We start from the raw sequence: 13,865 nt of genomic DNA, 5'->3' as shown, positions 1-13,865 counted from the left end.
AATGTAGTAATAAACACAACATTTAGTCACGCCCCTGTTACCTCTGGCTGGCGACTGTGGCCCTCAGTACGATAGGCCACCGTTTCCGCAGGCCCTGCTAAGGAACCCCATGGACCGCATGCGCAATCTCCTGGAGCAGATCCAGGGCCGTCTCGACGAACTCAACAAGGCCGAACGCAAGGTCGCCGAGGTGATCCTGCAGGACCCGCAGCAGGCCACCCGCTTCAGCATCGCCGCCCTCGCCCAGGCCGCCCAGGTCAGCGAGCCCACGGTGAACCGCTTCTGCCGCTCCTTCGGCGTCAACGGCTACCCGGAGCTGAAGATGCAGCTGGCCCAGAGCCTGGCCAGCGGTGCGGCCTACGTCAGCCAGTCGGTTTCGGCCGACGACGGCCCCGAGGCCTACACGCGGAAGATCTTCGGCAGCGCCATCGCCTCCCTGGACAGCGCCTGCCAGAGCCTCGACCCGCAGCTGATCAGCCGCGCGGTGGACCTGATGATCCAGGCCCGGCAGATCCACTTCTTCGGCCTCGGTGCCTCGGCCTCGGTGGCGCTGGATGCCCAGCACAAGTTCTTCCGCTTCAACCTGGCCGTCTCGGCCCACTCCGACGTGCTGATGCAGCGCATGCTCGCCTCGGTGGCCCACACCGGGGACCTGTTCGTGATCATTTCCTACACCGGGCGCACCCGCGAGCTGGTGGAGGTGGCACGCCTGGCCCGGCAGAACGGCGCCTCGGTGCTCGGCCTCACCGCCGCCGGCTCGCCGCTGGCCAAGGCCAGCACCATCAGCCTCAACATCCCGTTGCCGGAGGACACCGACATCTACATGCCGATGACCTCGCGGATCATCCAGCTCACCGTACTCGACGTGCTCGCCACCGGCGTGACCCTGCGCCGGGGCATCGACTTCCAGCCGCACCTGCGCAAGATCAAGGAAAGCCTCAACGCCAGCCGCTACCCGGCGGACGAAGAGCCGGCCTGAGAGGGCACGGCGTACATTCCGCACCTCGTCCCGGGCTGAAGCCCGGGCTACGTCGTGTGCCACCCTCTTGTTGGGCAGACCCGCCTGGGCGTGATTGATTCGGGTCCGATGGCCAGGCGGTAGCATCACGGGCGTGACACGGTGGCCTGGGTTGTACCCCGTGCCTCGGGCGACGCCCCCGATCAGGAACGTAGCCCGGACTTCAGTCCGGGGAATCCGCGCCAACCGTTCCCGGGCTGAAGCCCGGGCTACGCCGCTCATGCAATGCCCGGGCTACCCCGCAATCCAGGCCTTCAGCGCCAACCTGGCCTTGTCCCCCGGTGCCAAGACCCGCCCCGGTTCGCCGCAGGCGGCGGCCTGCACCGACAGGAACCCCAGGCTCTCCGACCAGCTCACCTCGGGCAGCGGCCGGCTGCCGGGGTGCCAGACCACGGTGTGGGGGTTGTCGCCACCGTCGACGCACAGCCGCCGTTGCCAGCCCGGGTCCTGCAGGGTCAGCGCCCCGCCCCGCTGGAAGCGCCTGTGCACGCCCTCGGTGACCCGCAGCTCTCCGGTTTGCCGACAGGGCTCTCGGGCCAGCAGGTCGTGCCCGTCGGCGCCATCCAGGCCGAGCAGTGCCACCCGCGCCACATCCGACACCCGCCAATAGGCGTGCAGGGCCTGGCTGAGGACGCACGGCTCGCTGTCTTGGTGGGTCGTCACCAGTTCCAGGCTCAGGGCATCCCCCAGGCAGGCCCGCAGCTCCACCTGCCAGTCGTGCAACTGCAGGCGCCACTCCAGGCGCACACCCTGGGCGTCGGCGTCCTTGCCGACCAGCCGCCAGTCGGAGAGCCGCGCCCAGCCGTGGTGGGGCCAGCCGCTTTCCACCGGATGGCGCCCGAACCAGGGCCAGCACACCGGCACGCCACCGCGAATGGCGCCCACGCGCGGCCAGTGACGGGCGCACCAGAGCAGCGGGCGCTCGCCGCGCAGCTGGTAATGCAGCAACTGCCCACCCTGGCGGCTGAAGACCGCCGAGCAGCGGGGATGCTCCACCAGCAGCAGCTCGCGCCCCTGGTGTTCACACCAGCGGAACAGCTGCCCGCTGGCCGGCCGCAGCAGGGCGTCGAGGGGATGTGCGCCGCCCTCCCCCGCCTGCCCTGCGCGGTGCGCCCCGTCGCGCTCAGCAGCCGCCACGGGCCGCTCCCGTCACTTCCACCAGTACTCCACCTGCACGCCGAAGTTGGAGCCGTGCAGCGCATCGCCGAAGGCCCCGGTGTCGGACAGCGCCGAGCCGGCGGCCAGCTCGCTGGCGGCGCGCTGGGCGGCCTCGTTCCAGCTGGCGTAGGTGTAGTAGAGGCGGAACTCCGGACGCTGGGAGAACCCCGGCCCGGACGGCGACCAGGTGGGCGCCACGGTGAACTTGGTGAGCTTGCGGGTGCCGCCGGGGGCCTCCACCTGGTCGCGGCCCAGCTCGGTCACCAGCTTGAACTGGTCGGTGAAGGCGTAGACCGGGCGCACGCCGATGGACAGCCAGTTCTGGTCGTCTCCATCCGGGCGGGTGTCCTTCTGGTAGACCACCTCGAACTGCCCGCCGAAATGCGGCGTCACCTGCCAGTCGAAGAACTCCACCAGGCGCCAGCTCTTGTTGGCGTTGTCCAGGGTCGGGTCGCCGGTGTAACCCAGCGCCGTGCCGGGCCCACGCCCGTATTGCAGGGCCACGGTGTTGACCCCGCCGAGGAAGGCCTGCTGCTTGTGCTGCGCCGAGACCGACCAGCCGCTGTGGGCGCCGGCGCTGTCGGGCTTGTCGATATAGCTGACGCCCAGCTCCACCTCGCCGCCGGGGTTGGTCTGGAAGCCGCCGACGTTGAAGTCGTGGCGGTTGATGTAGGGCTTCTGCTCGTAGTTGTCCTTGCGCGAGAACACGTAGCTGTACTTCAGGTCGCCGATGGCCACTTCGTCGAAGCCGAAGCCGGTGGCGCTCTGGTTCCAGTAGTAGAAGTCGGAGATGTGGATGTCGTTGCGCTTGTAGAAACGGCGCCCCGCCCAGAACGAACCGCCGTTGAGCGCGGGCATGTTGCTCCACTCGGCGTACATCTGGTTCATCCGCGCGAAGCCGTAGTCACCGGTGAACTTCGGCGTGTGCCCGTACTGGTTGTACAGCTGCGCCATGCCCTCGATGCTGACCACCGAGCCATCGTCCAGCTTGAGCAGGTCCTGGCGCAGATCCAGCTCCATGTACTGCTCGCACTCGTTGCCCAGGCGGTACTTCGACTGCGCCCCCGGCAACTGGAAGCAGGACTGCGTGCCCCCTTCGCTGGAACCGCCGGCGCCGCTGCGCACGTACCCGCTGAACTCGACCGCCTGAGCCAGCCCGGAGGCGGCGAACAGCGTGCAGGGCAGTACCCACAAACCTCGGATCTTCGTGTTCATGTCCACTCCATTCTTATTGTTGTGTTGCGATGGAACGTTCCCTTGGCGCCCTCGCAGGGTGGGCTTCAACCCACCACGGGGCGATCGGCAGGGCTGCGACGAAGCACCCTGCCTGCCGTGGCCCGGCGTTGCCGGGCCATGGTTCAACGCCCCTTCAGCTGCGCCACGTTGGCGGGCAGCCCGGGGCTGCTGGAAGGGCCTGCCGGGCGCAGCCGCTCGCCGCTGTTGGCGTCGAACAGCAACACCTTGCTCGGATCGATATGCAGCGTGAGGGTTTCACCTGGCCGAGGAACGGTATCCGGACCGAGGCGGCAGCAGACCTTGGTGCGGTTCAGGCTGGTGAACACCAGGGTGTCCGGGCCGGTGGGCTCGACCACCTCCACCTCGACCCGCACGCCCGGGGCGCCACGGCTGTCCGGCGCGGCGCCGAGGATCTGCTCCGGGCGTATCCCGAGGATCACATCGCGCTCCTCGAACCCCACCCCGCGCTCGCCCAGGGGCAGCTCGCAGCGGTCCTGGCCGCTGTCCAGCAGCGCCCACAGCTGCCCGTCGCGGAGCTGCAGGCGCAGGGGAATGAAGTTCATCGGCGGCGAGCCCATGAAGCCGGCGACGAAGAGGTTGGCCGGGTCGTTGTAGATCTGCTGCGGGGTGCCGAACTGCTGGATGACGCCGTCCTTCATCACCGCCACCTTGTCGCCCAGGGTCATGGCCTCGATCTGGTCGTGGGTGACGTAGACGGTGGTGGTCTTCAGCCGCTGGTGCATCAGCTTGATCTCGGTGCGCATCTCCACCCGCAGCTTGGCGTCGAGGTTGGAGAGCGGCTCGTCGAACAGGTAGATCTTCGGCCGCCGCGCCAGGGCCCGGCCCATGGCGACCCGCTGCTGCTGGCCGCCGGAGAGCTGGCCGGGCTTGCGCTCCAGCAGGTGCTCGATCTGCAGCAGCTTGGCCACGCGGCTCACCTCCGCCTCGATCTCGGCGGGCGGCAGCTTGCGGATCTTCAGGCCGAAGGCGATGTTCTCGCGCACGCTCATGGTCGGGTACAGGGCGTAGGACTGGAACACCATGGCGATGTCCCGGTCCTTGGGGCTCATGCCGCTGATGTCCTGGCCGTCCACGAGGATGGCACCGCCGCTGATGGCTTCAAGCCCGGCGATGCAGTTCATCAGGGTGGATTTGCCGCAGCCCGAAGGCCCGACGAGGATCAGGAACTCCCCCGAGTCGATGGACAGTTCGATGTCCCGGAGGGTGTCCGCCAGGCCGCTGCCGTAGCGTTTGTTCACGTTGCGCAGTTCGAGAGTTGCCATGTCGATCTCCACTAATCAGAAGCGCCGCGAACGGGCGCAGCCGCTTTTCAGCCCTTGACCGCACCGGCCGTGAGGCCGCGCAGGAAGTACTTGCCGGCGAATACGTAGACGAGCAGGGTCGGCAGGCCGGCGATCATCGCGGCGGCCATGTCGACGTTGTATTCCTTGGCCCCGGTGCTGGTGTTCACCAGGTTGTTGAGGGCCACGGTGATGGGCTGGCTGTCGCCGCTGGCGAACACCACGCCGAAGAGGAAGTCGTTCCAGATCTGGGTGAACTGCCAGATCAGGCAGACCATGATGGTCGGCACCGACATGGGCAGCAGGATGCGCCCGAAGATGGTGAAAAACCCCGCGCCGTCGAGCCGCGCCGCCCGCACCAGGGCATCGGGGATGCTCACGTAGAAATTACGGAAGAACAGCGTGGTGAAGGCCAGGCCGTACACCACGTGCACCAGCACCAGGCCGCCGGTGGTGTTGGCCAGCCCCAGCTTGCCGAGGGTGAAGGAGGCCGGCAGCAGCACCACCTGGAACGGCAAAAAGCAGCCGAACAGCAGCGCACCGAAGAACAGCTGCGAGCCACGGAAGCGCCACATGGACAGCACGTAGCCGTTGAGCGCACCGAGCAGCGTGGAGATCAGCACCGCCGGCACGGTGATCATCACCGAGTTCCAGAAGTAGCCGCCGACGCTGGCCCAGGCCTTGGTCCAACCGATCAGGGTGAAGGCATCCGGCAGGGACAGCAGGTTGCCGGCGCGGATGTCGTCGGGGGTCTTGAAGCTGGTCAGCAGCATCACCACCAGCGGCACCAGGTACAGCGCGCAGGCGACGATCAGGGTGGCATGGATGGCCAGGCGGCTGACGCTGAGCGGGGACTTTCCGGCCAGGCTAGTCATGGCGCTTGTTCCTCAGTTCGGAATACAGGTAGGGCACGATGATCGCCAGCACGGCGCCGAGCATGAGCATGGCGCTGGCGGCACCTAGGCCCATCTGCCCACGGGTGAAGGTGTGGGCGTACATGAACATCGCCGGCAGGTCGGAGGCGTAGCCGGGGCCGCCGGCGGTCATCGCCGCCACCAGGTCGAAGCTCTTGATGGCGATGTGGGCGAGGATCATCAGTGCGCTGAAGAACACCGGGCGCAGGCTCGGCAGGACGATGCGCAGGTAGATGGTCGGCAGGCTGGCGCCGTCCACCTGGGCAGCGCGGATGATCGACTGGTCGACCCCGCGCAGGCCGGCGAGGAACAGCGCCATGACGAAGCCGGAGGATTGCCACACGGCGGCGATCACCAGGCAGTAGACGACCCGGTCCGGGTCCACCAGCCAGTCGAGGCGGAAGCCTTCCCAGCCCCAGTCGCGCAGCAGCTTGTCCAGGCCCAGGCCGGGGTTGAGCAGCCATTTCCAGGCGGTGCCGGTGACGATCATCGACAGCGCCATGGGGTACAGGTAGACGGTGCGGATGAAGCCTTCGCGGCGGATGCGCTGGTCCAGCAGCACGGCGAGGAACACGCCGATCACCAGGCTGATGGTGATGAACAGCCCGCCGTACACCAGCAGGTTCTGGCTCGCCACCCACCAGCGGTCGTTCTCCCACAGGCGCTGGTACTGCTGCAGGCCCACCCAGTTGTAGCTGGGCATGAAGCGCGAGTTGGTGAAGGACAGGACGAAGGTCCAGAGGATGTAGCCGTAGAAGCCCACCAGCACGATGAGCATGCTCGGTGCCAGCACCAGCTTGGGCAGCCAGCGCTGCAGCGCATCCAGCGGTGAGGCCTTGGCGAAGACGGCGGTCGAACTCATGGGTCGCTCCGGGTTGGCAGGTGGCGCGCTGAGGCGCGGGAAATTCGGCACGGCCGGGCCCGCAGCGCAGGCAGCGGGGCCTGCGCCGTGGGCGGGTCAGTCGGCGGTTACTGGACGGCCTGGATCGCGGCAGCCAGTTGCTGGGCGGCCTTTTTCGGGTCGGCGGCGGGGTCGTTGAAGAAGTTGGTCACCACATCGAACACCGCGCCCTGCACGTAGCTGGAGGCGGCCATGCCGTGGGACAGGCTGGGCTGCAGGCCGCTGCCGGCAGCGGCGGCCTTGAAGTCCTTCATGGACTGCTGGGCGCAAGCGTCGAAGCTGGACATGTCCTGGTCCAGGCGCACCGGGATCGAGCCCTTCTCCTGGTTGAAGAACTGCTGGAACTGCGGCTCCATCACCGTCCGCGCCAGGTCGTTCTGGGCCTTGCGGTTCTCCGCATCGCTCAGCTTGAACATGGCCAGGGAGTCGATGTTGTAGGCGAAGCTGCCCTGGGTGCCGGGGAACGGCAGGCACTGGTAGTCCTTGCCCGCCACCTTGCCGGCGGCGGTCCACTCGCTCTTGGCCCAGTCGCCCATGATCTGCATGCCGGCCTTGCCGTTGATCACCAGGCCGGTGGCACTGTTCCAGTCACGGCCGGCGGCGTCGGCGTCGATGTAGCCGCGCAGCTTCTTCAGCGCGGCGAAGGCCTGGACCATGGGCTCGCCGGTGAGGGTCGCCTTGTCCTGCTCGACGAAGGCCTTGTGGTAGCCCTCGGGGCCGAGGATGGCGAACACCAGGTCCTCGAACACGGTGCCGTCCTGCCAGGGCTGGCCGCCGTGGGCGACGGGGATGAAGCCGGCGGCCTTGAGCTTGTCCGCGGCGGCGAAGAACTCGTCGAGGGTGGTGGGCGGCGTGGCGCCGGCCTTCTTGAACACCTCGGGGTTGATCCACAGCCAGTTGACCCGGTGCACGTTCACCGGCACCGCCACGTAGTGGCCGTCGTACTTCATGATGCTGGCCACCTGCTTGGGCAGGAGCGTGTCCCACTGGCCCTCCTCGGCCACCTCGTCCATCTCGGTGAGCAGGCCCAGCTCGCCCCATTCCTGGATGTCGGGGCCCTTGATCTGCGCCGCCGAGGGCGGATTGCCGGACACGGCGCGGGTCTTCAGCACGGTCATGGCCGCCTCGCCACCGCCACCGGCGACGGCGAAGTCCTTCCAGGTGTGGCCTTTCTCTTCGACGAGCTTCTTCAGGGTGTCGGCCGCGCGCTTTTCGCCGCCGGAGGTCCACCAGTGCAGGACTTCCACTTCGCCGGCAAGGGCGGACAGGGGGAACAACGAAGCGAGGGAGATGACAGCAGTCAGGCGAGACAGAGCATTCATGGGCAATACCTTGTTGTTCTTATTGGTCATGCAAGTCGGTGCTTGCGCTGACCAGCAGTCTAAACACGCCCCGAAAGGCCCTGGGTAACAAAGGGATTGTCGATGGTCACGGGGCCGTTACAAAGCGCAGTGTGAACGCAAACGCCTGACCGGCTTGGCAAAATCCGCAACCCGACACAGAAGCGCCGCACCTCCACGTTCCCTCCCCCGGCGCCCGTCGGTACGCGACCGGGTGCCCCGCCCCCTGCCAGCACCCCTAGGGGCCCTAGGGGGAATCCCTATATCGAGCCCCCCAGGCGCGACCTATCTTTGCGCTCAATCCGCATCTCACAGGACGTGTCCCGTGCTGGCCTACTCCCTCCTCTGCCTCGCCCTCCTCCTCGGCTTCGCCGGCCTCGGACTCGGCCAGCCCTGGGTCACCGGAGCCGGCCTGGCCCTGGCGGCGGGCGCCGCCGTTGCCTTGCGTCCACGCAGGGCGCCGCCGACTCGCGCCCCTCAGCTGGATGACCTGCCGAGTACGCCGGTGCAGGCCGATTGCGTGCCGCTGCTGACCAGCGTGCTGCCGGCCTGGGGGCAGAACCTCGGCCAGGTGCGCGAACTGGTGTCCAGCAACATCGGCCAGCTGTTCCAGCACTTCTCCAGCCTCGCCCAGCGCCTGGACCAGACGCTGCAACGCTCGGAGAACGTGGTGGGCGGCTCCGGCGTCGCCGACAACCTGCGCCATGCCCAGCAGCGCCTGGACGAGGTCACCACCGCCTTCCACAAATCCGCCGATCGCAAGACCGAACTGCTCAACACCATCGGCCACCTGGACAGCTACGCCACCGAGCTGCAGAGCATGTCCAAGCATGTTCAGGACATCGCCAGCCAGACCAACCTGCTGGCCCTCAACGCCGCCATCGAGGCCGCTCGCGCCGGTGACTACGGGCGTGGCTTCTCGGTGGTGGCCGACGAGGTGCGCAAGCTCTCCAGCCTCTCCGCCGAGACCGGCCAGCGCATGGTGGAGAAGGTCGGCGAGATCAACCAGGCCATCCGCGGCACGGTCAACGCCGCCGCCGAGCTGTCCAGCAGCGAGGAAAACAACCTGCGCTACCTGGACCAGGTGGCCGGGGAAATCATGAAGGACCTGGGCGCCAACCTCGACGAGCTGGCCGAGAGCGCCATCGCCCTGCAGCAGGACGCCCGCACCACCCAGGGCGACATCCAGCAGATCATCGTCGGCATGCAGTTCCAGGACCGCACCGACCAGATGCTCGACCACCTGCAGCACGACATCGAGCGCCTGCGCCAGGCCGTGCAGAGCCAGGACCCGATCCTCGGCGAGCCCCATCGCTGGCTGGCCGAGCTGCGCCGGCAGTTCACCACCGACGAAGAACGCACCGGCCGGCGCGCCAAGCCGGCCGACAACGAAGTCACCTTTTTCTGATCCGGGAGCCACACATGAGCAAGACCATCCTCATCGTCGACGACTCATCCTCGATGCGACAGCTGGTGAAGATGACCCTGGGCGGCGCCGGCCACCAGGTCATCGAAGCCGTCGACGGCCGCGACGCCCTGACCAAGCTCAACGGGCAGAAGATCAACCTCATCATCAGCGACGTGAACATGCCCAACCTGGACGGCATCAGCCTGGTGAAGGAGATCAAGAACAGCAAGGACTACCGCTTCACCCCCATCGTCATGCTCACCACCGAGAGCGAGCAGGCGAAGAAGGCCGAGGGCCAGGCCGCCGGCGCCCGTGCCTGGATCGTCAAGCCGTTCCAGCCGCAACAGCTGCTGGCCGCCGTCGAGAAGCTGGTGGGTTGAGATGCTCACGGTCCATGTGAAAGCCCCGGGGCACCTCGAACTGGAGGGCAGCCTGACCATCTACGAGGTGGCCGACGCCCACGCCGAGCTGACCGCACGGCTGGCCGAGCAGGCGGCCGACCAGCCCTGGCGGCTGGACCTGCACGCCCTGGAGGACCTCGACAGCGCCGGCCTGCAACTGCTGCTGGCGCTGCGCCGGCAGGTGCTCGGCAACGGCGCCATGCTGGTCATGGAAGGTATCCAGGGCGGCCCCCTGGAACTCATCACCCTGCTGCGTCTGGAGCACCTGCTCCCGGCCGCCGCCGCACCCACGGCCTGAGCGGAGACCGCCATGCTCAACGGAGACCAGTGGAGCCAGCTGCTGCAGGGGTTCATCGAGGAAGCCCGCGACCTCAGCCAGCAGGCCGAGGGATACCTGCTGCAGCTGGACCAGCAGCCCGACGACGCCGAAGCCATCAACGGCCTGTTCCGCGCCATGCACACCCTCAAGGGCTCGGCCGGGCTGTTCTCCCTGACCCCGCTGGCCAGCTTCACCCACCACCTGGAAAACCTGCTGATGGCGGTGCGCGACGGCCAGCGCCGCCTGGAGCCGTCGCTGGTCTCGCTGATGCTGCGCTGCCTCGACGAGATCGTCTCGATGATCGCCCTGATCGATGCGGAAACCGGCGAGCTGCCGGTGGACGAGGCGCACCAGGCCGAGCTGCTGGCCGCCCTGGCGACGCACCTGGGCGAACCCTTGAGCACTGCGCCCGAAGCACCCGAAACGCCGGCAGCCGCCCAGGAGGCGCGCGGCAGCGGCGCCTGGCACCTGTCGCTGCGCTTCGACGGCGACCTGCTGCGCAACGGCTTCGACCCGATGTCGTTCATCCAGTACCTGGGGCGCCTGGGCACGGTCACCGCCCTGGAAGTGCTCGACGACAGCCTGCCGCCCTTCGCCGAAATGGATCCGGAAACCTGCTACCTGGGCCTGGAGATCGACCTGGACACTCCGGCGAGCAAGGCCGAGATCGAGGACGTCTTCGAGTTCATCCGCGACTTCTGCACCCTGCGCATGCTGCCGCCGGCCAGCACCCTGGACGACTGCCTGCGGCTGATCCAGGCCCTGCCGGAAGCCGACGAGCGCATCGGCGGCATCCTCGTCGCCGCCGGCCTGCTCACCGAACACGAACTGCAGCAGGGCCTCGCTGTCCAGGCCAGCGCCCCGGCGGAGAAACCGCCCCTGGGCGCGGTGCTGGTGGAACAGGGCCTGGTGGCGCCCCAGGCGGTGGACGCCGCCCTCGCCCGCCAGCAGAAGACCCGCCGCGACGGCGAGCGCCGCGCGCCGAATACCGAAAGCACCCTGGTGAAGGTGGCGGCCCACAAGCTCGACGAACTGATCAACCTGGTGGGCGAGCTGGTGATCAGCGCCGCCGCCGCCCGCATGCAGGCCCAGGAGCATGGCAACCCGCAGTGCCAGGAGAGCGCCCAGACGGTGAACCAGCGCGTGGAGCAGATCCGCGAGGCGGCGCTGAAGCTGCGCATGATCGAGATCGGCGACACCTTCAACCGTTTCCACCGGGTGGTGCGCGACGTCAGCCAGCAACTGGGCAAGGACATCCGCCTGGAGATCCGCGGCGCCGACACCGAGCTGGACAAGACGGTGATCGACAAGCTCGCCGATCCCCTCACCCACCTGGTGCGCAACGCCATCGACCACGGCATCGAACCCGCCGAACAGCGCCTGGCCGCCGGCAAGAGCGCCGAGGGCCACCTGGGCCTGAACGCTTTCCACGAGTCCGGGATGATCGTCATCGAGGTCAGTGACGACGGGCGCGGACTGAACACCGCGCGCATCCGCGAGAAGGCCATCGAGCGCGGCCTGCTGGACCCGCAGGCCAACCCGCCGGAACACGAGGTGCAGCGGCTGATCTTCGCCGCCGGTTTCTCCACCGCCGACAACGTCTCCGACCTCTCCGGCCGGGGGGTCGGCATGGACGTGGTGCGCAGCGCCATCGAGGCCCTGCGCGGCAGCATCGAGATCGACTCGCGGCCCGGCCAGGGCTGCGTCTTCCGCATCCGCCTGCCGCTGACCCTGGCCATTATCGACGGCTTCCTGGTGAGCCTGGGCGGCGAGCATTTCGTGGTGCCGCTGAACCTGGTCACCGAATGCCTGGAGCTGGACGAGGCGCGCCTCGGCCGCCGTGCCTACGGCCACATCGAACTGCGCGGCCGGCCCCTGCCCTGTATCGACCTGGCCGCCCACTTCGACCTGCCCAGCAGCCCCCACGGTCGCCGCAACATCGTGGTGGTCAGCCTCGGGCGGCGCCAGGCCGGGCTGATCGTCGACGAGCTGCACGGCGAGCTGCAGACGGTGATCAAGCCCCTCGGCCTGCTCTTCGAACACCTGCGGGGCATCAGCGGCTCCACCATCCTCGGCTCCGGCCAGGTGGCGCTGATCCTCGATATCGCCAGCCTGCTCCAGCACCTGCAACAGAACGCGGACGCAGAACCGCGCGCCCTCGCCAATCCCGTACCAGCACGGCCCGATCTCGCGGGCCAGTAGGAGAGCCTCACCATGCAATTCGTCCGCAACATGAAAATCGGGGTCCGGCTGATCGCCGGCTTCTCCCTGGTGGTGCTGCTCACCGCCGCGGTGGGTGGGCTGGGTATCGTCAACCTGTCCAAGGTCAACGACCTCACTGACAAGATGTACCTCGGCGAGGTCGGCGCGCTGAAGACCATGATGAAAGCCAACATGGACCTCATCTACACAGGCCGTCACTTGCGCAGCAACCTGCTGGCCACCACCCAGGACGACCGCCAGCGCACCGCTGACCAGGTGGAAAGCTCGCTGAAAAGCCTGCACCAGAACCTCGACAAGGCCCGCGACAGCTTCAAGAGCGAACAGTCCATCGCCAAGCTGGCGCAGATGGAGGCGAGCCTGAACGAGTACGAGGATGTGGTGCGGCGCATGCTGACCCTGAACCGCAATGCGCCGCTGGCGGAGGCCACCGAGCTGACCGCGCTGATGCCCGAGCTGCGCCAGCACGGCAATGCGGCCGACAAGCTGCTCACTGACCTGGTCGACCAAAAGGACGCCCGCGCCAAGGAGGCCAACGACACCATCACCGAGATCTACCTCGGTTCGCGCACCCAGCTGATCGTCCTGATGGTCATCGCCGCCGTGATCGGCTTCGCCATCGGCATCTTCGTCACCCGCTCCATCACCCGCCCGCTGAACCGCGCGGTGGCGGTGGCCGACAACCTGGCCGAGGGTGACCTGTCCACCGAGATCGAGGTGGACAGCCGCGACGAGACCGGCCGCCTGCTGGCCTCCATGCAGCACATGACCGAGCGCCTGCGTACCGTCATCAGCGACGTGCGCAGCGCCGCCGACTCGCTGTCCTCGGCCTCCGAGGAGGTCAGCGCCACCTCCCAGTCCCTCAGCCAGGCCGCCACCGAGCAGGCCGCCAGCGTCGAGGAAACCACGGCCTCGGTGGAACAGATGTCCGCCTCCATCGCGCAGAACACCGAGAGCGCGCAGATCACCGACGGCATCGCCGGCAAGGCCGCCAACGACGCCGTGCAGGGTGGCCAGGCGGTGGGCGAGATGGTTCAGGCGATGAAACAGATCGCCAACAAGATCGGCATCATCGACGACATCGCCTACCAGACCAACCTGCTGGCCCTCAACGCCGCCATCGAAGCCGCCCGCGCCGGGGACCACGGCAAGGGCTTCGCGGTGGTCGCCGCCGAGGTGCGCAAGCTCGCCGAACGCAGCCAGGTGGCCGCCCAGGAGATCGGCGGCGTGGCCAGCAACAGCGTGCAACTGGCAGAGCAGGCCGGGCACCTGCTGGACGAGATCGTGCCGAACATCCAGAAGACCTCCGACCTGGTGCAGGAGATCACCGCCGCCTCCCGCGAGCAGAGCACCGGCGCATCGCAGATCAACATCGCCATGGGCCAGATGAACCAGATCACCCAGCAGAACGCCTCCGCCTCCGAGGAGCTGGCCGCCACCGCCGAAGAGATGAACGCCCAGGCCGGGCAGTTGCTGGAGCTGATCAACTACTTCCGCCTCGAAGCCAACGCTGCGCGGTCGGCGGCGCCGACACGGGCCGAGCGCCCTGCCGCCGCCGTGCGCGAATTGCGCAGGCCGACCACTGCCGTGGCCCGCAAGCCCCAGCCGGTGGCCGACGAAGGCCACTTCGTGAACTTCAACTGAGGGGG

At 67.9% G+C, this 13,865-nt stretch carries 12 protein-coding genes; 6 read left to right on the top strand and 6 right to left on the bottom strand.

Annotated elements, in window-relative coordinates; all coding sequences use genetic code 11:
* Positions 1–109: 109 nt before the first annotated feature.
* A complete protein-coding gene (locus BM198_RS22900) occupies positions 110–979 on the top strand; it encodes a MurR/RpiR family transcriptional regulator (RefSeq protein WP_044406529.1) in 870 nt (289 codons plus the stop codon).
* A gap of 273 nt (positions 980–1,252) precedes the next feature.
* Here the strand turns inward: BM198_RS22900 and BM198_RS22895 are convergent, their stop codons facing one another.
* The 6 genes from BM198_RS22895 to BM198_RS22870 all read right to left on the bottom strand — a co-directional run bounded on the left by BM198_RS22895 (position 1,253) and on the right by BM198_RS22870 (position 7,850).
* Positions 1,253–2,155 carry a D-hexose-6-phosphate mutarotase gene (locus BM198_RS22895; protein WP_083422461.1) on the bottom strand — a complete coding sequence of 301 codons (903 nt, stop codon included), beginning with the start codon at positions 2,153–2,155 and terminating at the stop codon, positions 1,253–1,255.
* Positions 2,156–2,167: 12 nt separating this feature from the next.
* Complete coding sequence (locus tag BM198_RS22890) at positions 2,168–3,391, bottom strand: maltoporin (RefSeq protein WP_074972680.1); 1,224 nt, start codon at positions 3,389–3,391, stop codon at positions 2,168–2,170.
* Positions 3,392–3,534: 143 nt separating this feature from the next.
* Positions 3,535–4,695 (bottom strand): ABC transporter ATP-binding protein, encoded by a 1,161-nt coding sequence (locus BM198_RS22885; RefSeq protein WP_074972678.1) that lies wholly within the window; start codon positions 4,693–4,695, stop codon positions 3,535–3,537.
* A 47-nt stretch (positions 4,696–4,742) separates the two neighbouring features.
* On the bottom strand, positions 4,743–5,588 hold the full coding sequence (locus tag BM198_RS22880) for a carbohydrate ABC transporter permease (protein ID WP_044406521.1): 846 nt from the start codon (positions 5,586–5,588) through the stop codon (positions 4,743–4,745).
* Positions 5,581–6,489 carry a carbohydrate ABC transporter permease gene (locus BM198_RS22875; protein ID WP_074972676.1) on the bottom strand — a complete coding sequence of 303 codons (909 nt, stop codon included), beginning with the start codon at positions 6,487–6,489 and terminating at the stop codon, positions 5,581–5,583. The genes BM198_RS22880 and BM198_RS22875 overlap by 8 nt, the downstream gene beginning before the upstream one ends.
* Positions 6,490–6,596: 107 nt before the next feature.
* On the bottom strand, positions 6,597–7,850 hold the full coding sequence (locus BM198_RS22870) for an ABC transporter substrate-binding protein (RefSeq protein WP_074972675.1): 1,254 nt from the start codon (positions 7,848–7,850) through the stop codon (positions 6,597–6,599).
* Between the two features lie 343 nt (positions 7,851–8,193).
* On the opposite strand from BM198_RS22870, the gene BM198_RS22865 reads away from it, so the two are divergent.
* The 5 genes from BM198_RS22865 to BM198_RS22845 are packed head-to-tail and all read left to right on the top strand — an operon-like array spanning position 8,194 to position 13,860.
* The gene (locus tag BM198_RS22865; protein ID WP_074972673.1) at positions 8,194–9,276 is read left to right on the top strand and encodes a methyl-accepting chemotaxis protein; all 1,083 of its coding nucleotides are present in this window, start codon (positions 8,194–8,196) and stop codon (positions 9,274–9,276) included.
* A gap of 14 nt (positions 9,277–9,290) precedes the next feature.
* Positions 9,291–9,656, top strand: a complete 366-nt coding sequence (locus BM198_RS22860) for a response regulator (RefSeq protein ID WP_044406509.1) — start codon at positions 9,291–9,293, stop codon at positions 9,654–9,656.
* 1 nt (position 9,657) lies between these two features.
* The gene (locus tag BM198_RS22855) at positions 9,658–9,975 is read left to right on the top strand and encodes an STAS domain-containing protein (protein ID WP_044406507.1); all 318 of its coding nucleotides are present in this window, start codon (positions 9,658–9,660) and stop codon (positions 9,973–9,975) included.
* A 12-nt stretch (positions 9,976–9,987) separates the two neighbouring features.
* Positions 9,988–12,198: a chemotaxis protein CheA gene (locus BM198_RS22850; protein WP_074972671.1), complete on the top strand. Its 2,211-nt coding sequence runs from the start codon at positions 9,988–9,990 to the stop codon at positions 12,196–12,198.
* A 12-nt stretch (positions 12,199–12,210) separates the two neighbouring features.
* Positions 12,211–13,860: a methyl-accepting chemotaxis protein gene (locus tag BM198_RS22845; RefSeq protein ID WP_074972669.1), complete on the top strand. Its 1,650-nt coding sequence runs from the start codon at positions 12,211–12,213 to the stop codon at positions 13,858–13,860.
* Positions 13,861–13,865: the final 5 nt, after the last annotated feature.

It is taken from the genome of Metapseudomonas otitidis, from assembly GCF_900111835.1.
Taxonomy (GTDB): Bacteria; Pseudomonadota; Gammaproteobacteria; order Pseudomonadales; family Pseudomonadaceae; genus Metapseudomonas; species Metapseudomonas otitidis.
Note: the sequence above shows the minus strand (reverse complement) of the source record. Positions and strands in the feature narration are given on the sequence as shown.